This window comes from Sphingomonas sp. CFBP 13728 (genome assembly GCF_014841895.1).
Classification (GTDB): Bacteria; Pseudomonadota; Alphaproteobacteria; order Sphingomonadales; family Sphingomonadaceae; genus Sphingomonas.
Genome location: NZ_JACYUS010000001.1, coordinates 164,661 through 184,289 on the forward strand (window position 1 = coordinate 164,661; position 19,629 = coordinate 184,289).

The following is a 19,629-nucleotide window of genomic DNA, read 5'->3' on the forward strand; positions in this document are numbered from 1 at the left end:
ATGGCTCAACTCACGGCCAAACCTGTATCCCGCCTGGAGACGATGATGCGTTTTTCGTCCGTTGCCCTTGCCGCCGCGCTGACCGTCGTATGTGTCTCGACGTCGCTCAGTGGGCAACGCCCCGACGCCCAGATCGACGCCCGCTCGATGCAGTTGTTGGCGCAGGGCCGCTCGCTGATGACGGCCGGCAACCTCGACGGCGCGACGGATGTGCTCGAAACGTCTGTCGCGGTCGATCCGCGCAATCGTGCGGCGTTCCTCCTGCTGGCACGCGTCGCGGAAACGCGTGACCTGCCAGGCAAGGCGATCCGCCTGTACCGCGAGGCGCTGCTGCTGGAGCCGAACGACGTCGCGGCGTTGAAGGGGCAGGGCGAGGCACTGGTCGCCAAGGGCGCCGTGGTCCGCGCGAAGGACAACCTCGTGAAGATCCGCACGCTCTGCAAGGGGGTGTGCCCGGAGGCGACGCAGCTTGCGGCGGTGATCGCCAAGGGGCCGCCGATCGCGACGGCGCAGGTCGAGAAGACACCAATCGCCGCCAAGGACTGAAATACCAGCGGATCCATCCCGATTTCACCACCCCGGCGAAGGCCGGGGTCCAATTGGGGAATGGTGCTAAGTGTGGACGGCGCGAGGTTACTGCCACCTCTCCAATTGGGCCCCGGCCTACGACGGGGTGGTGCACCATGGCCCTACGTCGAAAGCAGTCCGCTCAGGTGCGTACCGGTGAGCCGACGGCTTTCGCCAACGCCACGAAGTCGGCCACCGAAAGCGTCTCCGCCCGACGCGTCGCCTCCACCCCGATCCGCTCAAGCGCATCGAGCGCCCCCGGCACGCCCTTCAAACTCTGCCGCAGCATCTTCCGCCGCTGCCCGAACGCCGCGCCCGTCAGCCGCTCCAAAACCGCGAAGTTCACCCCCTCCGGCGCCTCGACCGGAACGAGATGCACCACCGCGGACATCACCTTCGGCGGCGGCGTGAACGCAGATCGGTGCACCGGCATCGCGATCCGCGCGGTCGAGCGCCACTGCGCCAGCACCGCGAGCCGCCCATAATGATCGTCATTGGTCTTCGCGACGATGCGCTCGGCGACTTCCTTCTGGAACATCAGCGTGCACGATTGCCACCACGGCAGCCACGACGTCGACAGCCACCCGACCAGCAACGCCGTGCCGATATTATAAGGGAGGTTCGACACGATATGCGGCTTGCCCTCGAACAGCGCCGGCGCGTCGACCTCCATCGCATCGCCCTCGATGACCCGCAGCCGCCCCGGATACGCCTCGCCGAGCTCTGCCAGCGCTGGAATACACCGCCGGTCACGCTCGATCGCCGTCACCCGCGCACCCGCCGCGAGCAGCGCGCGCGTCAGGCCACCGGGACCGGGACCCACTTCGAGCACCTCGGCATCCTGAAGGTCACCCGGCACCGCCGCGATCCGCTTCAGCAACTGCCCGTCAAACAGGAAGTTCTGCCCAAGCGCCTTGCTCGCGTTCAGCCCATAACGCGCGATCACCTCGCGCAGCGGGGGAAGCTCCGTCAATGCAGTCTCGCTCACGACTGGGCAGCGGTCTGAGCGCGCCGGTCCGCCGCTTCACCCGCCATCACGATCGCCGCGATCATCGCCCCTGGCTCGGCAAGGTTCTTGCCGGCAATTGCAAACGCCGTGCCGTGATCGGGCGAGGTCCGCACGATCGGCAGGCCCAGCGTCATGTTCACGCCCTCATCGAAATGGATCGTCTTCAAGGGCACCAGCGCCTGATCGTGGTAGCAGCACATCACGACGTCATAGGTCGCCCGCGCCCTTGGATGGAACATCGTGTCCGCCGCGAACGGCCCAGTCGCATCGATACCCTCATCGCGAAGGATCGCGATCGCCGGCGCGAGGACGTCGATCTCCTCGCGTCCCAGTGCGCCCTGCTCGCCAGCATGCGGATTGAACCCGGCAAAGGCGAGCCGCGGGTTCTCGATACCGAAGTTCCGCAACAGGCCACGGGCGGTCGCGCGAGCCTTGGCGACGATCAGGTCGACCGTCAGCAAGGCCGATACATCCTTCAACGGCACATGCGTGGTGATCGGCACCACCTTCAGCGACGGCCCGGCGAGCATCATCACCGCATTGTCGCCCGCGACCCCGTAGCGCTCTGCGACGAACTCGGTCTGCCCCGGATGGCTGAAGCCGATCGCGTACAACTGCGACTTCGATACGGGACCGGTCACCAGCGCACGCGCCGCGCCCGTCCGAACGAGACCGACCGCCAGCTCCAGCGAATGCAGTGCACAGCGCGCGCCGTCCGCATCGGGCTCACCCGGTACGATCGCGCCCGCATCGCCCACCGTCAGCACCGGCAACGCTTCGCCGAAAACCCCAGCCGCCGCGCTAAAATCCGTGATCTGCGCGATCGGGCCAGCCCAGACCCGCTCGATCGCGCGCGCATCCCCGACTGCCACGAACGGCGGCAGGCCGGACGTCTCGCGCGCCGCCCAGGCCTTGGCGATGATCTCCGGCCCGATCCCGGCTGGATCGCCCATCGATACGGCCAGTGGCGGGATTCGGCTCACGCCCGGATTACCATGCCGCGATCACCGATATTCGACCACGGCATCGCGCCGCAGATCGCGCAGCTTCTGCTGGGCGCGCAAATTGACGCGCTGCTGTTCAAGCTGCCCCTGGATCTGCTCGGAGTTCGGCACCGAACCGCCAGCCGCCTCGTCGCGACCACACAGCACCAGCGCGCGAACGCCCTGTTCCGCGGACCCGAACGGCGGGCTCGACTCGCCGACCTGAAGCTTCAGCATCACTTCCTGAAGCTGCGGCGGCAAATCGCGGATACGCACCGTGTCGTTGTCGACCACGTCCGCGCCGATCCCGGCCGCAACCTTCTCGACCGTACCGCAGCCGCGCAATTCCTGCGTCGCCTTGGCGAAAGCCTGCGCCCGCGCCGCCGCCTGCGCCTGGTTGGTGTTCGGCGGGAAACGCAACGTCAGCTGCTTCAGGCTGAGTTTCGCATCACGCGGATCGGCGGTCAGCACCTGCCGCTTGTCGGTGAGATACAGGATCGAATAGCCGCCGGAGACTTCGATCGGTCCCGCGACCTGGCCGACCTGCATCGTCGTCGCGGCTTCGGCCAGCTGCGCCGGCAGCGTGGCCGCGCGAATCCAGCCGAGATCGCCGCCGACCGCACGCGTCGAGGCTTCCGAGAACTGGCGTGCAAAATATTCGAACGGCTGCGCGCCCTTCTGGATTTCCTGCAGGATCTGCTTGGCGTTCGCAAAGACCTGCTGGCTGTTGGCCGGCGTCGCCGCGAGATAGATTTCCTTGAGGTTGAACTCGTCGGTGCCCTTGGCCGCCTGGAGACGGTCGATGATCGACTTCACCTCCTCGTCGCCGACGTTGACGAACGGCTCGACGCGGCGACGCAGATAGCGCTGCCAGGCGAGCTCGCCCTCGATCTGGCGCTTCAGCGACCGCTCGGACGATCCGGATTCGCGCAGATAGGCGCGCATCGCGACCGGCGTACGATTGAAGCGCTTCGATACGCCGTCATAGCTCTGCGTGAGCTCGGCGGGGGTGATCGTGATGTCGGCGGTCTTGGCTTCCTGGATTTGCAGCGTCTCGTCGATCAGCTGGCGGAGCACCTGCAGCTTGAGCCGCTCGCGATCCTCCGGCGAGAGCTTCGCCTCGTTCGCCATCGCAACCAAGGCGACGCGCTGGTCGACGTCGGTGCCGGTGATGACCGTATCGTTGACGATCGCGGTCGGCTTGCGGACGTTGGGATCGACCTTGCCGAAGATCTGCAGGTTGGTCGGAATGTCGAGCCCGGTATTGTCCGGCACGCTCTGATCCTGAACCGTCTGGCCCGGAGCCGAGGGAGCCGGGGCGGATTGAGTCGGTGTGGGCTGAGCCTGGGCCGGCTGGGTTGGAGCAGGTCGTGCACCACGTTTGCCCTGCGCGCCCTTGGGTGGCACGGCCTGCGCGATCGCGCTCGCCGTCAGTGCGGCCAGAACCACCGAACCGATCACACGGCCGCCACGCGCCGCCAGTCGAACATCATGCTTCAAGTGTCGGTATCCCATCATCGCAAGCCGTAATCCGCACCGTCATTGCCATGACGGCACATATCCGGCGCGGTTTGCCCCATAGTAGCTGAACGCGGGCTTAGCGGCCGAGGTTGGTGAAGGCCAGCGTCAACAGGAAGCTGTTGCCCTTACGCGCGTCGCCGGTGTCGTTGTACGTCCGCCGCCATGTCGCGCCGAGACGCAGGCAATCGTCCTCATACTGCACGCCAAGACGGTGGCGGATCGGCGTGAAGCCGTCGCTGCGGGACAGCGGATCCTCCGATGCGTTGGTCAGATCGACCACGCCAGAGCCGAACGCCGACCAGAACCGTGCGAACTGCACGCGCCCCGCAACGCGGACTTCCTCGCGGTCGCGCAGATCCTCGATCGTAGGATCGATGTTGCGATTGAGCTTGAGATACCCGACCAGCACATAGGTCGCGCGCGAGCCGATCGTCGCGTCGACCTCGTTGCGGCGGATCGCGAAGCCGTCCTTGTCGAGCCGGTAGCGATGGACGATCGACACGAAGTCGCGGAACCGAAGCTCGCTGCGCCCGACGATGTCGGAGAACCGGTCGCTGAGCCCGGTGCCGTCGGGCAGGATCGTCGGCCGCTTGTCCACCCGATAGCTCTGGCCGACGTTGGTGGTGAAGGTGATGCCCGGCAAATCGAGCGCCCATTCGCCACCATAGGTGACGCGAGACGAATCCTCGAACCGATCATAGCCGGCGAAGCGGTTAAGCGAGAACAGGTTGGTGTCGTCGAGATCGACGGCACGCGAATCCTCGTTCGGCAGCGATAGGTTGGCGACCTTCGGTGCTGCAACGAACTGCACCCGTGGCGTAAAGCGCTGGGTACCGCCCAGGAACGTACCGATGAAAGGCCATTTCACATCGACCGCAGCCGCACCGATCGCGCGCTGGCGGAAGCCGCCGAACCCCTGATAGGTCGGGATGAGCGTCTTATTGATCTCGTTGCTGTTATATAGATCGCCGCGTGCGAACGCCGTGAACGTGACCTCCTGGCCCCAGTTCGTGAAGCGGCGCAGGTCCCATTGCAGGCTCGCGAACGCGCGTTGCGTGTCCTGACCGTCGGTGCGGGTCAACGCCAGCGTGTTCAGCTGGAGCTGGAACCGGCCGCCGACGATGCCATCGTCGAACCGCTTGCGATAATCGATCTCGGGCAGCGCGATCGGCTGGTCCCCCTGCTTGTCGTTGACGCGCAACGTCTGCGCGTACCAGCCGCTCAGTGAGAAATAGCTGCTGTCGTCGATCCGCTCCAGGCTCGCCGTGGTGCGCAGTCGGTCGTCGCGCGAAATGTCGTAGCGGCGCAGGAACGTCCGGTCGGTCGTCAGGCGGAGCGACCCGCTCGCGGTCCAGTTCGGCGTCAACTGATAGCGCGCCATGCCGTCGATATAGCCGCGGAACGCCATGCTCGTGTCGGTCGGGTTGGCGGTCGTCAGATCGTCGCTGCGGCGGCTTTCGGTCGCATAGGCACGTATCTTGAACGCGCCCTTGGAGTTGAGCGCGGAATAATCGACCTGCGCCATCGGCAGCACGCTGCTGTAGATATGCGGCGTGATGACCAGCCCCTGGTTCGGGGCGAGCTTCCAGTAATAGGGGACGCTGACTTCGACGCCGTTGACGCGGCTATAGCCTCCGTTCGGCGAGAGCAGGCCGCTATCGCTGCCGCCACCGACCGGGTTCGAGAATTCGGGCAGCGGCAGGCTCGGCAGGCCGAACAGGTGAAGCCGCGCGCCCTTGTAGAAGATGCGCTTGCGCTCGGGCCGATAGGTGACGCGGACCGCGGTGATCTTCCACGTCGGCTCCTTAGGGCAACCGGCGGTGTTGGTAACGCTGCACGGCGTGTAGGCCGCCGTCTTCAGATTGACCGTACCATCGGTTTCGCGCGTACCCTGCTCGGCCGCCAGGCGTCCGCCCTGTTCGAGCACGACGAGCATGTTGTCGACCACGCCGTCCTTCAGCGAATCGGTCAGGTTGATCTCGTCGCCGTACGCGATGTCGCCTTCGGGATTCGTGACCGCGATGTTGCCGGTCGCGACGACCTTGCCAGTCTTGCGGTTCCACACGACCTTGTCGGCGCGCAGCCGGCTGCCCTGGCGGAACATCCGGACTTCACCGGTCGCGGTGACGATATCGGTGTTGGTGTTGTATTCCAGCGCAGTGGAGCTGAACTGCACCTGGTCTTCGGCCGGCGTCGTCGGCGACGCGTTGGCGACCGGAGCTTCGGGCACTGGTGGCGCCACCGGGCGGTCCTGGAAATCCTGGGCCTGCGCAGGAGCAGCCGCGAGTCCGGTCGCCAGCGCGAGCGAAAGGGCGCAACCCGTCAAAAGGTCGATACGCAACACGATCCGAACCAACCCCTTTGGCACTGGGCAGCCGTTTGCCGCCATATGGCCCGCCTATCGCACCACCGGCGCTCCGCTGCAATCGCCGTGAGATGACCGGCCGCCACCTTGCTTTGCCAAGCCCGCGGCATCAACTTAGGGCCACGCCCATCCTACCGTTCAAAGCTTCCCGAGGTTTCTTCATGCAGATCGTCTTCGGCCCGACCGTTCCCGCCAACGCCCCGATCCTCGCCGTGCCCGTCGCGAAGGACGGCGTGGCCAAGATCAAGTGGAGCGCGATCGGCGGTGATGGCGAGGCGGTGGCGACCAGCGCAGCGGCAGCGGCCCGCTTTGCGGGTGAAGCAGGATCGGTGGTCGAGCTGTTCGTGCCGGTCGACGGCGCGGTTCGCCAGGTCCTGCTCGTCGGAGTCGGCGCTGGCGAGACCGCCGATTGGGAGAAGGCCGGCGGTGCGATCACCGCACGCCTGCTGACCTCGGGCGCAACGTCGGTCGTAGCCGACCTCTCGGCTGGTACCATTCCGACCGCCAAGGCCGCCGCACACTTCGCCGCTGCCGCCGCCCAGCGCGCATGGCGCTACGACACGTACCGCACCAAGCTCGCCGAGAAGTCGAAGCCGACGCTGACCGAGATCACCATTGCCGGCGCACCGGACGGCACCGATGCAGCCTGGAACGAGGCTGCCGCGGTTACCGGCGGTCTCGACCTGACGCGCTGGCTCGTCACGTCGCCGCCCAACGTCGTCTATCCCGAGAGCTTCGTCGAGAAGGTGACGAAGGACGTCGAGGGTCTCGGGCTCGAGATCACCGTGCTCGACGAGGCGCAGATGACCGAACTCGGCATGGGTTCTTTGCTCGGCGTCAGCCAGGGTTCGCGTCGTGAAGCGCGTATCCTAGCGCTCAAGTGGAACGGGGCAGGAGCCGACGCGCCGACGCTCGCGTTCGTCGGCAAGGGCGTGACGTTCGATTCGGGCGGCATCTCGATCAAGCCCGGCGCGGGCATGGAAGACATGAAGTGGGACATGGGCGGCGCAGGTGCCGTCGCCGGCGCGATGAAGGCGCTCGCCAGCCGCAAAGCCAAGGCGAACGTCGTCGGCGTGATGGGCCTGGTCGAGAACATGCCCGACGGCGCCGCGCTGCGTCCGAGCGACGTCATCACCTCAATGTCGGGTCAGACGATCGAAGTGCTCAATACCGACGCCGAGGGTCGCCTCGTGCTCTGCGATTGCGTGACCTGGGTGCAGCAGGCGCACAAGCCGACCACAATCGTCGATCTCGCGACGCTCACGGGTGCGATGATCGTCGCGCTCGGTACCGAGAATGGCGGCATCTTCGCGAACGACGATGCGCTCGCGGACCAGCTGATCGCGGCGGGCAAGACCACCGGCGACACGCTGTGGCGCTTCCCGCTGTCGCCCGCCTACGACAAGCTGATCGACTCGCCGATCGCCGACATGAAGAACGTCGGCCCCCGCGGTGCCGGCTCGATCACTGCCGCGCAGTTCATCAAGCGCTTCGTCGACGAAGGCGTGAAGTGGGCGCATCTCGACATCGCCGGCATGGTCTGGTCCGACAAGCCCGGCACCAATCACGACAAGGGCGCTACGGGTTATGGCGTACGCCTGCTCGACCAGTTCGTAGCGGACAATTTTGAGGGCTGAACGCAAGAATTCCCCTCCCGCTTGCGGGAGGGGTTAGGGGAGGGGCCAACCGCGAGCGGTATCGAGCGAGGCAAAGCCCTCCCCCGACCGCTCCCGCAAGCGAAAGGGGAGTAAGAATGCAGGTCGATTTCTACCACCTAACCAGCCCCCTAGACCGCGTCCTCCCACGCATAGCCGAGCGCGTCGTCCAAACCGGCGGCCGCCTCCTCATCGTCGCCGAACCCGAAGAACAACGCGTCACGCTCGACCGCCTGCTCTGGTCCTACGCCCCCGAGAGCTTCCTCCCCCACGCCCAGGCCGGCAGCACCGACGATACCGCTCAACCCATTCTAATTACTCAAAATATCCAGGAAGCCGCTCCCGCAAACGCCGCCCGCAATGTCGCGGTGGTAGACGGACGTTGGCGTGACCTTATCCTAACCTTTGACCGAGCCTTCCACATCTTCGACGACGAAGCGATCCGCGAAGCCCGCCTCGCCTGGAAAGCGCTCGCCGACCGCGACGGCACCGAACGCCGCTACTGGAAGCAGAACGACTCCGGCCGCTGGGAACAGGCTGCATAGGTTGCTTTAAACGCGTCCCCCGCCTAAGCGCCGCGCATCCAACTACCGTCAACACAGGAGCCCGTGACCATCATGGCCGCGAACCGTACCTTTTCGATCATCAAGCCCGACGCAACCCGCCGCAACCTGACCGGTGCGGTCACCAAGATGCTCGAGGAAGCCGGCCTGCGCGTCGTCGCTTCGAAGCGCATCCAGATGACCCGCGAGCAGGCCGAGGGCTTCTACGCGGTCCACAAGGAGCGTCCGTTCTTCGGTGAGCTCGTCTCGTTCATGATTTCGGGCCCGGTCGTCGTCCAGGTTCTCGAAGGCGAGAACGCGATGCAGCGCAACCGCGACATCATGGGCGCCACCAACCCCGCCAACGCCGATGCCGGCACGATCCGCAAGGAACTCGCCGAGTCGATCGAAGCGAACTCGGTACACGGTTCGGACTCGGATGAGAACGCCGAGATCGAGATCGCGTACTTCTTCAAGCCCGAAGAAATCGTCGGCTGATGACCTGGCGGTTGCGACGGGCCGGGCCGGACGACGCGCCCGCGCTGTCGCTCGTCGCATCCGCCACGTTTCTCGATACTTATGCGACCGTGCTGACCGGGGCGGATATCGTCGCCCACTGCACGGCCAAGAACAGCATCGCCACGTTCGAGACGTGGCTCGCCGATCCCGCAACGATCGTGACGCTGGCCGAACACGAGCCCGGTCACGCACCGATCGGCTACACGGTGCTGACCGCGCCGGACTTCCCGATCGAACCCGGCCCTGCGGACATCGAACTCCGCCGCATCTATCTCATGAAGCAGGCCCAAGGCTCAGGCCTGGGCGCTGCCCTGATGGCCCGCGCCCTCGAAGACGCCGCCGCGGCTGGCCGAACCCGAGTTCTCCTAGGCGTATGGGACCAAAACACCCGCGCCCGAGTTTTCTACGAACGCCAAGGCTTCGAGGTCATCGGTGCGCGCCAGTTCACGGTCGGCACCACCCTCCACGACGATCCGGTCTACGCCAGGGCGGTCTGAGTCTCCCCGGCGAAAGTCCTGATCTGCGCAGCACCACTACCACCCCGGTGAAGGCCGGGGCCCAATTGGAAAGGTCGCAGTAACGGAACGCTACCCTCCGTTAGCAACGTTCCCCAATTGGACCCCGCCTCCGCCGGGGTGGTGCCGTTTAATCACGTCGCCGGCTTCTCTTTCGCCCAGATCGCATCAAGCTTCGCCTGATCACCGCCGCGCTGGCGAACGCGCAAGCCCTCGAGTTTCAGTGACCGACCCATCAAGGGCAAGCCGGCCTCGGTCTTCCAGATCACGTCATAAATTCCGCTCGCCGACCGGGTCGTGTCGCCATCGAAATATTGGACGCTAACCAGAACCGGCAACCGGCCTGCTCGGTTGTCCGCGCCGCCATCGGTCAGCTTCAGAAGCGGTTTAGAGAACCACGATTTGTCGATGACCGGTTCCGCCGGCGGCCGCTGCGGCGAAATGCCCAGCGCGCGGGGGAAGGTAATCGTCACGTCCTGCAGGTCATGCCGCGCATCCTTCAGCAACAGCGTGTTGCCGCCATCCTGCACGATCGCCGACAGATCGATCTTCGTCCGCTCGCGCGCCGCACTCGACTGCGCCGCGATCTTTTCGGCCTCGTTCGCACGGTGATCCGACCAGTTGGTCCACAGCGTCAGCGCCGCGATCAGCACGCCCGCAACCGCCACGACCTCGGCCAGCGTCACCCAGCGCCGCCGCGTCGCCGCAGCCTCGCGCCGTTCGGTCGGAGTCTCGGTGCTCATCGCCCACCAGCCTCCAGCAAACGGGCAGGGGCGGCGAGTTCCCAACTCCGCGCGATCCTGTCCTCGACCAGCGCCCAGTCCGGATCGCCGGCAACATTCATCCCGACCCAACCAGTCGCGCCAAGATACGCCGGCCGCGAATACACTGCCGGGTTTGCCTCGATCAGTGTCGCCTGCTCATCGGTACCGCTAGTCTTCACACACACCATGGTCAGTCCATCGCCTTGATGATCCGCCCGGAACTGCGCGAACTGCCTGTCGGCCACGAAGAAGGTCGGCTGGCCGTGTGAAACCTTCTCCTCGGTTTCGGGCAGCGCCAAAGCCGCCGCACGAACGCGGTCGAGGGGGGACAGATCGGTCATCGCGTCACGAACTCCGCCAAGGTCTTGGGGTACAAAGCATGTTCGGCCGCCAGCACGCGATCGGCAAGCGCATCCGCATCATCGCCAGCAAGGATCGGCACCTCGGCCTGGCCCAGCACCACGCCGCCATCGAGTTCCTCGGTCACGACATGCACCGAACACCCGCCGACCGCATCGCCCGCCGCGATCGCGCGAGCATGCGTATCGAGCCCCTTGTACTTGGGCAGCAGCGACGGATGGATATTGACGATCCGGTCCCGCCACGCCGCAACGAACCCGTCCGACAGGAGCCGCATGTAGCCGGCGAGGGCAACGACCTCGACACCCGCCCCGCGCAACGCCGCATCGATAGCGGCCTCATAGGCCGGCTTCCCCAGACCCTTGGGCGAGAGTGCGAACGTCGCCACTCCTTCCGACCGAGCCCATTCGAGCCCGGCCGCGTCCGGCTTGTCCGAAGCGACCAGCGCGATCTCGTACGGACACTCCGCCGCGCGCGACGCGCCGACCAGAGCCATCATGTTCGATCCGCGTCCGGAGATCAGCACGCCGACGCGCGTCTTGTCAGCCATGCGTTGCGGTCCAGTCCTCGCGTGCGCTCCACGTGCCAGCCGACCCACGCACCGTACAACCGTGCGCGCCATTCTCGATCCGCCCGATCGTGAACACCGTCTCGTCCGCCGCCTCCAGCGCCGCGGTCACCGCCTCGGCCTCGTCGGCGCTGACGATCACGACCATGCCGATCCCGCAGTTGAACGTCCGTGCCATCTCCTCCGGCTCGATCGCGCCCTGAGCCTGCAGGAACGCCATCAACCGCGACTGCTCCCACGCATCCGCATCGACCACCGCATGCACGCCGTCGGGCAGCACGCGCGGGATGTTCTCGAGCAGGCCACCACCGGTGATATGCGCCAGGCCCGTGATCCGCCGCTCGCGCAGCAACGGCAGCAGGCTGGCGACGTAGATGCGAGTCGGCGCCATCAGATGATCGATCAGCAACCGGTCCTGGTCGAACAAGGCCGGCCGATCGAGCTTCCACCCCCGATCGGCGGCAAGGCGCCGAACTAGCGAAAACCCGTTCGAATGCACGCCCGACGACGCGAGCCCGAGCATCACGTCTCCCGCGGCGATCTCGCGCCCGGTGAGTACCTTGGTCCGCTCGACCGCACCCACGCAGAAGCCGGCGAGGTCATAATCGCCGTCCGCATACATGCCCGGCATCTCGGCGGTCTCGCCCCCGATCAGAGCGCAGCCAGCGGTTTTGCACCCTTCCGCGATCGACGCGACGACGCGCTCCGCGACCGCGGCGTCGAGCTTCCCGCTGGCATAATAATCCAAGAAAAACAGCGGCTCGGCACCCTGGACGATCAGGTCGTTGACGCACATCGCGACGAGGTCGACGCCGACGCCCTCATGCCGATCCCACTCGATCGCCAGCTTCAGCTTGGTGCCCACGCCGTCGTTCGCCGCGACCAGCAACGGATCGACGAACCCTGCCGCCTTGAGGTCGAACATCCCGCCGAACCCGCCGAGATCGGCATCCGCGCCCGGACGCCGCGTCGAGCGCGCGAGCGGAGCGATCGCCCGCACCAGCGCATTGCCCGCGGCGATCGAAACGCCCGCCTGAGCGTAGGTGTAAGGGCCCGAAGCGGGAGCGGCGGAGTCTGGCGTATCGGTCATGATCGGTGCTGCTAGCCACATCGCGCTTGGATTTCCACGTCTGCTTCGCCAAAAGGCCCGCTTGATGCGTATCCGTACCCTTCCCATCGCGCTTGCTGGCGCCGCCCTGCTGCTTGGCGGCGGAGCCGTGCTCGCGCAGATCGAAGGCGGCAGCCGAGGCGCAGCGCCGGTCGACAGCGGCAGCGCCTACGAGGTGGGCGGCGTCACCGTCGATGTCGCTGGCAAGACCGCCGACGCCGCGCGCTACAGCGGCTGGCGGCTCGCACAGCGCAAAGCCTGGGTGCAATTGTCGAACCGACTTGGCGGTGGAGGCGGCCTCGTTTCCGACGGCACGCTCGATTCGCTGGTCTCCGGGATCGTCGTCGAGAACGAACAGATCGGCCCGCAGCGCTACATCGCCAAGCTAGGCGTGCTGTTCGATCGTAGCCGCGCCGGATCGATCCTCGGCATTTCGACGTATTCCGATCGCTCGCAGCCGATGCTCGTCATCCCCGTCCAATATTCGGGTGGCGTCGGCCAGGCATTCGAGCAGAGCACGCAGTGGCAGCAGGCGTGGGCGCGCTATCGCACCGGTAACAGCAGCATCGACTATGTCCGCCCGTCCGGCTCAGGGCCCGACGCGCTGCTGCTCAACGTCGGCCAGACGCAGCGCCCCGGCCGCGGCTGGTGGCGGACGATCCTCGACCAATATGGCGCGAGCGATGTGCTCACCCCGGTCGTGAAACTGTATCGCCAGTGGCCCGGCGGCCCGGTGATCGGCGTGTTCGAAGCGCGCCATGGCCCCGACAACGACCTGATCGGCAGCTTCACGCTGCGAGTCGGTACGCCTGACGGCATCGCGCAATTGCTCGACACCGGCGTGAAGCGGATCGACGATCTGTACCAGCAGGCCCGCCGCAACGGTTCGCTCCGCGTCGACTACAGCCTCTCGCCACCACCGCCGCCCGAAGCCGCAACGATAGACGACCTGCCGACCGACGAGACCGCCGATGCCAACATCGCGGTGCTGACAGGCGGCGAGGGCATCTCGGTCATCGTCCAGTTCGATACCCCGGCCGCAGCAAACGTCTCTTCGACCGAAGCCGCACTCCGCGCGATCCCCGGCGTCCGCTCGGCGGCCACCACCAGCCTCGCGCTTGGTGGCGTGTCACTGATGCGCGTCGCGTACGACGGCGACCCCGCGGCGCTGAAGACCGCGCTGGAAGCCCGCGGCTATCAGGTATTCGGCTCCGGCCAGACGATCCGCATTCGCCGGGTCGCCCAACTTCTTCCGCCGGACTTGCCCGCGGACAATGCGACGACAGGGTGAGCGCGACCAAGATGACTCAAATTGCGCTGCCACTCGGGTGGCCGGCGGACCCTCGCGACGATGCCTTCCTGGTTACCCCCTCCAACTCGCGGGCGGTCCACACGCTGGAGCATACGGCCACCTGGCCCGTCATGACTGCCATCCTGACCGGCCCGCGCAAATCGGGCCGCAGCCTGCTTGCGCGGATCTTCGCAGCGAAGAGCGGGGGCACGATCATCGACGATGCCGAGCGCGTGCCCGAGGCGCAACTGTTCCACGCCTGGAACCGCGCGCAGGAGGAGCACAGGCCGCTGCTGATCGTCGCCGACGCCGCCCCGCCCGAATGGAAGGTGAAACTCCCCGATCTTCGTTCGCGCCTCGCCGCCAGCCCGATCGCGGCGATTGGCGCGCCCGACGACGAACTCATGCGGCTGTTGCTCGCGCATCTGTTCGAGCGCCGCAGCCTCGATGCCCGCCCCGATCTGATCGACTGGCTCGCGACCCGAATCGAGCGCAGTCATATTACCGTAACGCGAACCGTCGATGCGCTGGATCAGGAGGCGATGGAACGTCGCAAGCGCTTGTCCATTCCTCTTGCACGAACCACACTCACGGAGGCCGGGCTGATCCTCCGGCCTCAACTCGCTCTCGACCTTCCGCTCTTCACGCCACCATAAGCCCCCAAGAGGCCCGATGAACCGTCCAGCCCATATCGTCCGCCAATCGGAAGACGACGACGATCCCATCGGCGCAGAGCCGAACGACCGGTTTTTCAACCGCGAGCTGTCCTGGCTGGCGTTCAACCGGCGTGTGTTGGAGGAGGCGTGCAACCCTGCGCATCCCCTGCTCGAGCGGCTCCGCTTCCTGTCGATCTCGGGGTCGAACCTCGACGAATTCTTCATGGTCCGCGTCGCCGGTCTGAAGGGACAGCAGACGCAGGATGTCGATCGGCGATCGGCTGATGGGCTGACCGCCGGCCAGCAGTTGACCGCGATCGTCCGCGAGGCCGACGAACTTATGGCCAGCCAGCAGGCGGTATGGGGCGACCTGCGCGTGCTGCTCGACGAGGCGGGGCTGTTCGTCCTGCGACGTGAGGCCGTCGAAGGCGAGGCCGACGAGTGGCTCGAAACGCATTTCCGCGATCAGATCTTCCCGATCCTGACCCCGCAGGCTCTCGACCCCGCGCATCCGTTCCCGTTCATCCCCAACCGCGGCCTGTCGGTGATCTTCGACCTCGTTCGCCGCTCGGACAACGAGCCGGTTCGCGAACTGGTCATGCTCCCACACACGATGACGCGTTTCGTCCGCCTGCCTGGCGAGCCCGCACGCTACATCTCGATCGAGTCGATCCTGAAGCGGTTCGCGCCGGTCCTGTTTCCTGGATACGAAGTCCTCGCCGCCGCCAGCTTCCGCGTGCTGCGCGACAGCGACATGGAGATCGAGGAGGAAGCCGAGGACCTCGTCCGCTACTTCGCCAACGCGATCAAGCGCCGCCGCCGTGGCCGCGTGATCCGTCTGGAACTCGAAACCGGTATCCCCGACGTCCTCGCCGCGGTCCTCAAGGACGAGCTGGGCGGTGCGGACGCGATCATCACCGAGAGCGGTAATCTCCTCGGCATCGTCGATCTTGACGGCCTCGTTGACGAGGACCGCCCGGACCTGAAGTTCCCGCCCTTCACGCCACGCTTCCCGGAGCGGATCCGCGAATTCGGCGGCGATTGCTTTGCGGCGATCAAGGCGAAGGACATCGTCGTCCACCACCCGTACGAGACGTTCGAGGTGGTGCTCGCCTTCCTGAAACAGGCGGCGAACGACCCCGACGTCGTCGCGATCAAGCAAACGCTCTACCGCGCCGGCAAGCAGCCCGCGGTCATCAACGCGCTGATCACCGCCGCCGAGGCCGGCAAGTCGGTCACCGCGGTCGTCGAACTGAAGGCACGCTTCGACGAGGAGCAGAACATGGTCTGGGCCTCCGCACTGGAGCGTGCGGGCGTGCAGGTCGTCTACGGCTTCATCGACTGGAAGACGCACGCGAAGGTCTCGCTGGTCGTCCGCCGCGAAGGCCAGGCGTTCCGCACCTACTGCCACTTCGGCACGGGCAATTATCACCCGGTAACGGCCAAGATCTACACCGACCTCAGCTTCTTCACCGCCGACGCCGCGGTCGGACGCGATGCGGCGCAGATGTTCAACTACATCACCGGGTATGTCGAACCGACCGACATGGCGCGCGTCAGCCTTAGCCCGCGCGATCTCCGCCAGAACTTGATGAACCTGATCGACGTCGAAATCGCCAACGCGCGCGCCGGCAAGCCCGCCGGCGTCTGGGCCAAGATGAACTCGCTGGTCGACCCCGCGGTGATCGAAAAGCTGTACGAGGCGAGCGGGGCGGGGGTCGAGATCGACCTCATCATCCGCGGCATCTGCTGCCTGCGACCCGGCGTACCTGGGTTGTCCGAGACGATCCGGGTGAAGTCGGTCATCGGGCGCTTTCTGGAGCACAGCCGGATCTGGGCGTTCGGCAACGGCAAGGCGCTCCCCAACGACGGTGCCAAGCTGTTCATCTCGTCGGCCGACTGGATGCCGCGCAACTTCGACCGCCGCGTCGAATATATGCTGCCGATCCTCAACCCGACCGTCCACGACCAGATCCTCGATCAGGTCATGGTCGCGAACCTGATCGACAACGAGCAGAGTTGGGAGCTAGGCCCCGACGGCGAATATAGCCGCGTCGATCCCGGCGACCGCCCGTTCAACCTGCATCGGTATTTCATGACGAATCCTTCGCTCTCCGGCCGCGGCGCTTCGCTCGCGACCAGCAATGCCGTGCCGACGCTATCGCTCCGTCGAAAACGATGAGCGTCACGAACATCCTGTTCGGCAATTCCCCGCCCAGGGCCGAGACCGACGATCACCCGCGCACCGGGATCATCGATATCGGCTCGAACTCGATCCGGCTGGTTGTGTATCAGGGGCCGCCGCGGCTCCCTGCGATCCGGTTCAACGAGAAGGTGTTGGCGGGGCTCGGGCGAGGGCTTGCTGCTACCGGCGCGATCGAGAAGTCCGCGCTGAAAACGGCACGCGTCGCGCTGGCGCGGTTCGCGGCGGTGGCGAAGGAAATGGAATGCTCGACGCTCCGCACGGTCGCGACCGCGGCGGTACGCGATGCGAAGAATGGCGGCGAACTCATAGCCGCGGCTGAACAACTTGGCCTGACCGTCGAGACGCTGTCAGGCGAACAGGAAGCCAGCGCGGCTGGCTACGGTGTCTTGTCCGCCATCCCCGAAGCAGATGGCATCGTCGGCGATCTCGGCGGCGGCAGTCTCGAACTCGTCCGCGTTCGTCGCGGCAGAATCGAAGACCGCGTCTCGTTCCCGCTCGGCGTCCTCCGCATCGGCCCGATCCGGGCCAAGCGCGGCAAGGTGCTCGCCCGCTACGTGGCGCGTCTGGTGCGCGAGGCCGGCTGGACCGCGAAGGGGCAGGGGCTTCCGCTGTATCTGGTCGGCGGATCGTGGCGTGCGTTGGCACGGCTAGACATGGAGCTGTCGGACTATCCGCTGCCGATCATCCACCAATATTCAATGACCGCGGCGACGATCACCCGCCTCAGCCGAACCATCCCACAGCTTTCCAAGCCGCGCCTTAAGGCGATTCCGGGGCTGTCGTCGGGCCGCACGGCAACGCTCGCGGACGCCGCGGCATTGCTCGGCGTACTGATGCGCCAGCTCGGCAGCCGGACGACGATCGTATCCGCCTATGGCCTGCGCGAAGGCCTTCTCTACGAAGACCTGAAGCCCGCAGACCGAACGCTCGATCCGCTGATCGTCGCAGCACGCGAAGAGGGTCGCCTACTCGGCCGCTTCCCGGAGCACGGCGATCTCCTCGACCGCTGGATCGCACCGCTGTTCACCACCGAGCCGCCCGCAATGGCCCGCATTCGCCACACGGCGTGTCTGCTCGCCGACGTCGGCTGGCGCGCGAACCCCGAGTTCCGTGCAGAACGCGGCGTCGAGGTCGCACTACACGGCAACTGGGTCGCGATCGACGCTGCGGGCCGCGGGATGCTGGCGCAGGCGCTATACACGAGCCTTGGCGGCGATTTGGCGGCGGCAGACCCCGTAGGGCGGCTGGCGACGCCTCCCGCGCTGAAGAGCGCTACGGCCTGGGGCATGGCGATGCGACTAGGCCAGAGGATGAGCGGCGGCCTAGCCGGGCCATTGAAGCGCTCGCAACTCGCGGACGATGGCGGATCGCTAACGTTGACACTGCGTTCGGACGATCGTGGACTGTACGGCGAGGCGGTAGAGCGTCGCCATACCGCCCTGGCGACCGCGTTAGGTCGCAAACCGTTACTCGCTATTGCTTAGCTCCACCCCTTCCAGGGGAGGAGCTAAGTTATCAGGCGCAGGTGAAGCGTTCGATCCGACCCTTCGCATCGACATAGACATTCAGCCGATCGGCGCGGAAATCCATCGTCACGGCCGTGTTCGGCGCGATCCAGCGGAGCGTGCGTGCACCCGACCGGGTCTGCATCACGTCGGCCCGAGCATCGCTCGCGCGCTTGCCGACCAGATCGCCGAGCGAGTCGGCATTGCAGGCGGCTGCGACCGGCGAAGCGGCGGGCGTCTCGCCGCGCATCTCTACCGGCGTACACGCGGCCGAACCGAGCAGGGCTGCAACCAGAACGATCCTCATGCGGCATCCTCCGTACGCGTCATCTTCAGCTTTCCGCCGATTACCGCAAACGCCAGCCGCCCCTCGACCAGGTCAAGCGCGTCGCGGCCGAACTGATCGAACCGCCAGCCTTCAAGCATTGGCAGCCCGGTCCGAACACCCGCCGCCAGAGCCTCGAGTTCGTCGGTGCGGGCGAGCAATTTCGATGCGACGTCAATGTCTCGCGAGCGGATCTTCAGCAACAGCTTGAGCAGGTCCGCGACCAGCGAACCTTCCTTGCCAAGTCCCGGTTTGCGATCGTCGCGGGGCGGCAGTTCGTCGTCGCCAAGCGGTTGCGCGCCCTCGATCGCCGCCATCAAGCGGCCGCCGATGTCGTTGCCGGCCCAGGTCGCCGACAGCCCGCGCACCCGTGCCAAGTCCGCCTGCTTCTTCGGCGGATGCCCCGCCATGTCGCCCAGCGCCTCGTCCTTGACGATCCGGCCGCGCGGCAGATCCTTCGCCTGCGCCTCCAGCTCACGCCACCGCGCGAGTGCCTTCAACCGCCCCAGCACATCAGGCTTGCGCCCGGAAATCCGTACCCGCTTCCACGCTAGATCGGGATCGTTCGCGTAGTTGGCGGTATCGCCAAGCCGCTCCATCTCCTGATCGAGCCACACCCCGCGCCCGGTCTTGCGCAACCGCTCCAGCATCTTCGGGAAAATTTTCGAAAGATGCGTGACGTCGCCGATCGCGTACTCGATCTGTCGCGCGTCGAGCGGCCGGCGCGCCCAATCGGTGAACCGAGCACCCTTGTCGACCGCGATCCCGAGCCAGCTGTCGACCAAGTTCGAATAGCCGATCTGCTCGCCTTGCCCGAGCGCCATCGCCGCGACCTGCGTGTCGAACAGCGGGAAGGGGGTCTTGCCGGTGAGGTTGTAGACGATCTCGATGTCCTGCCCGCCGGCATGGACGACCTTCAGCACATCGTGATTCTCGACGAGCAGGTCGAGCAGCGGCTTGACGTCGATGCCCGGCGCCATCGGATCGATCGCGGCGGCTTCCTTGTCGTCGGCGATCTGGATCAGGCAGAGCTCCGGGTAATAGGTGCTCTCGCGCATGAATTCGGTGTCGACGCACACATAGTCGGCGTCGGCCATTCGGGCGCACAAATTGGCGAGCGTGGCACTGTCGGAGATAAGCGGGTGGATATGCATCGCCTGTCCATAGCGA

19 protein-coding genes are annotated in these 19,629 nt (G+C 66.1%); 9 read left to right on the forward strand and 10 right to left on the reverse strand.

Going from position 1 to position 19,629, the window contains the following annotated elements; all coding sequences use genetic code 11:
* Complete coding sequence (locus tag IFT67_RS00710) at window positions 1–546, forward strand: tetratricopeptide repeat protein (protein WP_244647112.1); 546 nt, start codon at window positions 1–3, stop codon at window positions 544–546.
* A gap of 163 nt (window positions 547–709) precedes the next feature.
* Here IFT67_RS00710 and rsmA read toward each other — a convergent pair whose 3' ends face one another.
* The 4 genes from rsmA to lptD form a co-directional block, all read right to left on the reverse strand.
* The gene (gene rsmA, locus IFT67_RS00715) at window positions 710–1,540 is read right to left on the reverse strand and encodes a 16S rRNA (adenine(1518)-N(6)/adenine(1519)-N(6))-dimethyltransferase RsmA (RefSeq protein WP_192144656.1); all 831 of its coding nucleotides are present in this window, start codon (window positions 1,538–1,540) and stop codon (window positions 710–712) included.
* Between the two features lie 11 nt (window positions 1,541–1,551).
* On the reverse strand, window positions 1,552–2,559 hold the full coding sequence (gene pdxA, locus IFT67_RS00720) for a 4-hydroxythreonine-4-phosphate dehydrogenase PdxA (RefSeq protein WP_192144657.1): 1,008 nt from the start codon (window positions 2,557–2,559) through the stop codon (window positions 1,552–1,554).
* Between the two features lie 21 nt (window positions 2,560–2,580).
* Window positions 2,581–4,059: a peptidylprolyl isomerase gene (locus IFT67_RS00725; RefSeq protein WP_244647113.1), complete on the reverse strand. Its 1,479-nt coding sequence runs from the start codon at window positions 4,057–4,059 to the stop codon at window positions 2,581–2,583.
* 97 nt (window positions 4,060–4,156) lie between these two features.
* Window positions 4,157–6,424, reverse strand: a complete 2,268-nt coding sequence (gene lptD, locus IFT67_RS00730) for an LPS-assembly protein LptD (RefSeq protein ID WP_342450524.1) — start codon at window positions 6,422–6,424, stop codon at window positions 4,157–4,159.
* Between the two features lie 182 nt (window positions 6,425–6,606).
* Between lptD and IFT67_RS00735 the strand changes: the two genes are divergently transcribed.
* From IFT67_RS00735 to IFT67_RS00750, 4 genes are all read left to right on the forward strand, one after another.
* On the forward strand, window positions 6,607–8,082 hold the full coding sequence (locus tag IFT67_RS00735; protein ID WP_192144659.1) for a leucyl aminopeptidase: 1,476 nt from the start codon (window positions 6,607–6,609) through the stop codon (window positions 8,080–8,082).
* A 116-nt stretch (window positions 8,083–8,198) separates the two neighbouring features.
* Window positions 8,199–8,645 carry a DNA polymerase III subunit chi gene (locus tag IFT67_RS00740; RefSeq protein WP_192144660.1) on the forward strand — a complete coding sequence of 149 codons (447 nt, stop codon included), beginning with the start codon at window positions 8,199–8,201 and terminating at the stop codon, window positions 8,643–8,645.
* A 72-nt stretch (window positions 8,646–8,717) separates the two neighbouring features.
* Entirely contained in the window at window positions 8,718–9,140 is a 423-nt protein-coding gene (gene ndk, locus IFT67_RS00745) for a nucleoside-diphosphate kinase (RefSeq protein WP_056058698.1), read from the forward strand.
* Window positions 9,140–9,658 carry a GNAT family N-acetyltransferase gene (locus IFT67_RS00750; RefSeq protein ID WP_192144661.1) on the forward strand — a complete coding sequence of 173 codons (519 nt, stop codon included), beginning with the start codon at window positions 9,140–9,142 and terminating at the stop codon, window positions 9,656–9,658. Before ndk ends, IFT67_RS00750 begins: the two co-directional genes overlap by 1 nt.
* A 152-nt stretch (window positions 9,659–9,810) precedes the next feature.
* Here the strand turns inward: IFT67_RS00750 and IFT67_RS00755 are convergent, their stop codons facing one another.
* The 4 genes from IFT67_RS00755 to purM are packed head-to-tail and all read right to left on the reverse strand — an operon-like array spanning window position 9,811 to window position 12,458.
* On the reverse strand, window positions 9,811–10,419 hold the full coding sequence (locus tag IFT67_RS00755; RefSeq protein ID WP_192144662.1) for a hypothetical protein: 609 nt from the start codon (window positions 10,417–10,419) through the stop codon (window positions 9,811–9,813).
* The gene (locus IFT67_RS00760) at window positions 10,416–10,781 is read right to left on the reverse strand and encodes an MmcQ/YjbR family DNA-binding protein (protein WP_192144663.1); all 366 of its coding nucleotides are present in this window, start codon (window positions 10,779–10,781) and stop codon (window positions 10,416–10,418) included. Before IFT67_RS00760 ends, IFT67_RS00755 begins: the two co-directional genes overlap by 4 nt.
* Complete coding sequence (purN, locus tag IFT67_RS00765) at window positions 10,778–11,350, reverse strand: phosphoribosylglycinamide formyltransferase (protein WP_133031173.1); 573 nt, start codon at window positions 11,348–11,350, stop codon at window positions 10,778–10,780. Before purN ends, IFT67_RS00760 begins: the two co-directional genes overlap by 4 nt.
* Entirely contained in the window at window positions 11,343–12,458 is a 1,116-nt protein-coding gene (gene purM / locus IFT67_RS00770) for a phosphoribosylformylglycinamidine cyclo-ligase (RefSeq protein WP_192144664.1), read from the reverse strand. The genes purN and purM overlap by 8 nt, the downstream gene beginning before the upstream one ends.
* Before the next feature lie 64 nt (window positions 12,459–12,522).
* On the opposite strand from purM, the gene IFT67_RS00775 reads away from it, so the two are divergent.
* From IFT67_RS00775 to IFT67_RS00790, 4 genes are read left to right on the forward strand one after another with little or no spacing between them, the layout of a single operon-like run.
* The gene (locus IFT67_RS00775; protein ID WP_192144665.1) at window positions 12,523–13,767 is read left to right on the forward strand and encodes a heavy-metal-associated domain-containing protein; all 1,245 of its coding nucleotides are present in this window, start codon (window positions 12,523–12,525) and stop codon (window positions 13,765–13,767) included.
* Between the two features lie 11 nt (window positions 13,768–13,778).
* A complete protein-coding gene (locus IFT67_RS00780) occupies window positions 13,779–14,423 on the forward strand; it encodes an HdaA/DnaA family protein (protein WP_056050416.1) in 645 nt (214 codons plus the stop codon).
* A gap of 16 nt (window positions 14,424–14,439) precedes the next feature.
* Entirely contained in the window at window positions 14,440–16,605 is a 2,166-nt protein-coding gene (locus tag IFT67_RS00785; protein WP_056481892.1) for an RNA degradosome polyphosphate kinase, read from the forward strand.
* Window positions 16,602–18,113 (forward strand): Ppx/GppA family phosphatase, encoded by a 1,512-nt coding sequence (locus IFT67_RS00790; protein WP_192144666.1) that lies wholly within the window; start codon window positions 16,602–16,604, stop codon window positions 18,111–18,113. The genes IFT67_RS00785 and IFT67_RS00790 overlap by 4 nt, the downstream gene beginning before the upstream one ends.
* 31 nt (window positions 18,114–18,144) lie before the next feature.
* On the opposite strand, the gene IFT67_RS00795 is transcribed toward IFT67_RS00790, so the two are convergent.
* Window positions 18,145–18,441 (reverse strand): I78 family peptidase inhibitor, encoded by a 297-nt coding sequence (locus tag IFT67_RS00795; RefSeq protein ID WP_093397492.1) that lies wholly within the window; start codon window positions 18,439–18,441, stop codon window positions 18,145–18,147.
* Window positions 18,438–19,613, reverse strand: a complete 1,176-nt coding sequence (gene rnd / locus IFT67_RS00800) for a ribonuclease D (protein ID WP_192144667.1) — start codon at window positions 19,611–19,613, stop codon at window positions 18,438–18,440. The genes IFT67_RS00795 and rnd overlap by 4 nt, the downstream gene beginning before the upstream one ends.
* Window positions 19,614–19,629: the final 16 nt, after the last annotated feature.

Excerpts from the sequence above, each read along its gene's own strand:
- IFT67_RS00755 (WP_192144662.1), bottom strand. The coding sequence starts at position 10,419 with ATGAGCACCGAGACTCCGACCGAACGGCGCGAGGCTGCGGCGACGCGG.
- IFT67_RS00735 (WP_192144659.1), top strand. The coding sequence starts at position 6,607 with ATGCAGATCGTCTTCGGCCCGACCGTTCCCGCCAACGCCCCGATCCTC.
- IFT67_RS00760 (WP_192144663.1), bottom strand. The coding sequence starts at position 10,781 with ATGACCGATCTGTCCCCCCTCGACCGCGTTCGTGCGGCGGCTTTGGCG.
- ndk (WP_056058698.1), top strand. The coding sequence starts at position 8,718 with ATGGCCGCGAACCGTACCTTTTCGATCATCAAGCCCGACGCAACCCGC.
- IFT67_RS00710 (WP_244647112.1), top strand. The coding sequence starts at position 1 with ATGGCTCAACTCACGGCCAAACCTGTATCCCGCCTGGAGACGATGATG.
- IFT67_RS00780 (WP_056050416.1), top strand. The coding sequence starts at position 13,779 with ATGACTCAAATTGCGCTGCCACTCGGGTGGCCGGCGGACCCTCGCGAC.
- IFT67_RS00775 (WP_192144665.1), top strand. The coding sequence starts at position 12,523 with ATGCGTATCCGTACCCTTCCCATCGCGCTTGCTGGCGCCGCCCTGCTG.
- IFT67_RS00785 (WP_056481892.1), top strand. The coding sequence starts at position 14,440 with ATGAACCGTCCAGCCCATATCGTCCGCCAATCGGAAGACGACGACGAT.
- purM (WP_192144664.1), bottom strand. The coding sequence starts at position 12,458 with ATGACCGATACGCCAGACTCCGCCGCTCCCGCTTCGGGCCCTTACACC.
- IFT67_RS00795 (WP_093397492.1), bottom strand. The coding sequence starts at position 18,441 with ATGAGGATCGTTCTGGTTGCAGCCCTGCTCGGTTCGGCCGCGTGTACG.
- purN (WP_133031173.1), bottom strand. The coding sequence starts at position 11,350 with ATGGCTGACAAGACGCGCGTCGGCGTGCTGATCTCCGGACGCGGATCG.
- IFT67_RS00790 (WP_192144666.1), top strand. The coding sequence starts at position 16,602 with ATGAGCGTCACGAACATCCTGTTCGGCAATTCCCCGCCCAGGGCCGAG.
- rnd (WP_192144667.1), bottom strand. The coding sequence starts at position 19,613 with ATGCATATCCACCCGCTTATCTCCGACAGTGCCACGCTCGCCAATTTG.
- IFT67_RS00740 (WP_192144660.1), top strand. The coding sequence starts at position 8,199 with ATGCAGGTCGATTTCTACCACCTAACCAGCCCCCTAGACCGCGTCCTC.
- IFT67_RS00750 (WP_192144661.1), top strand. The coding sequence starts at position 9,140 with ATGACCTGGCGGTTGCGACGGGCCGGGCCGGACGACGCGCCCGCGCTG.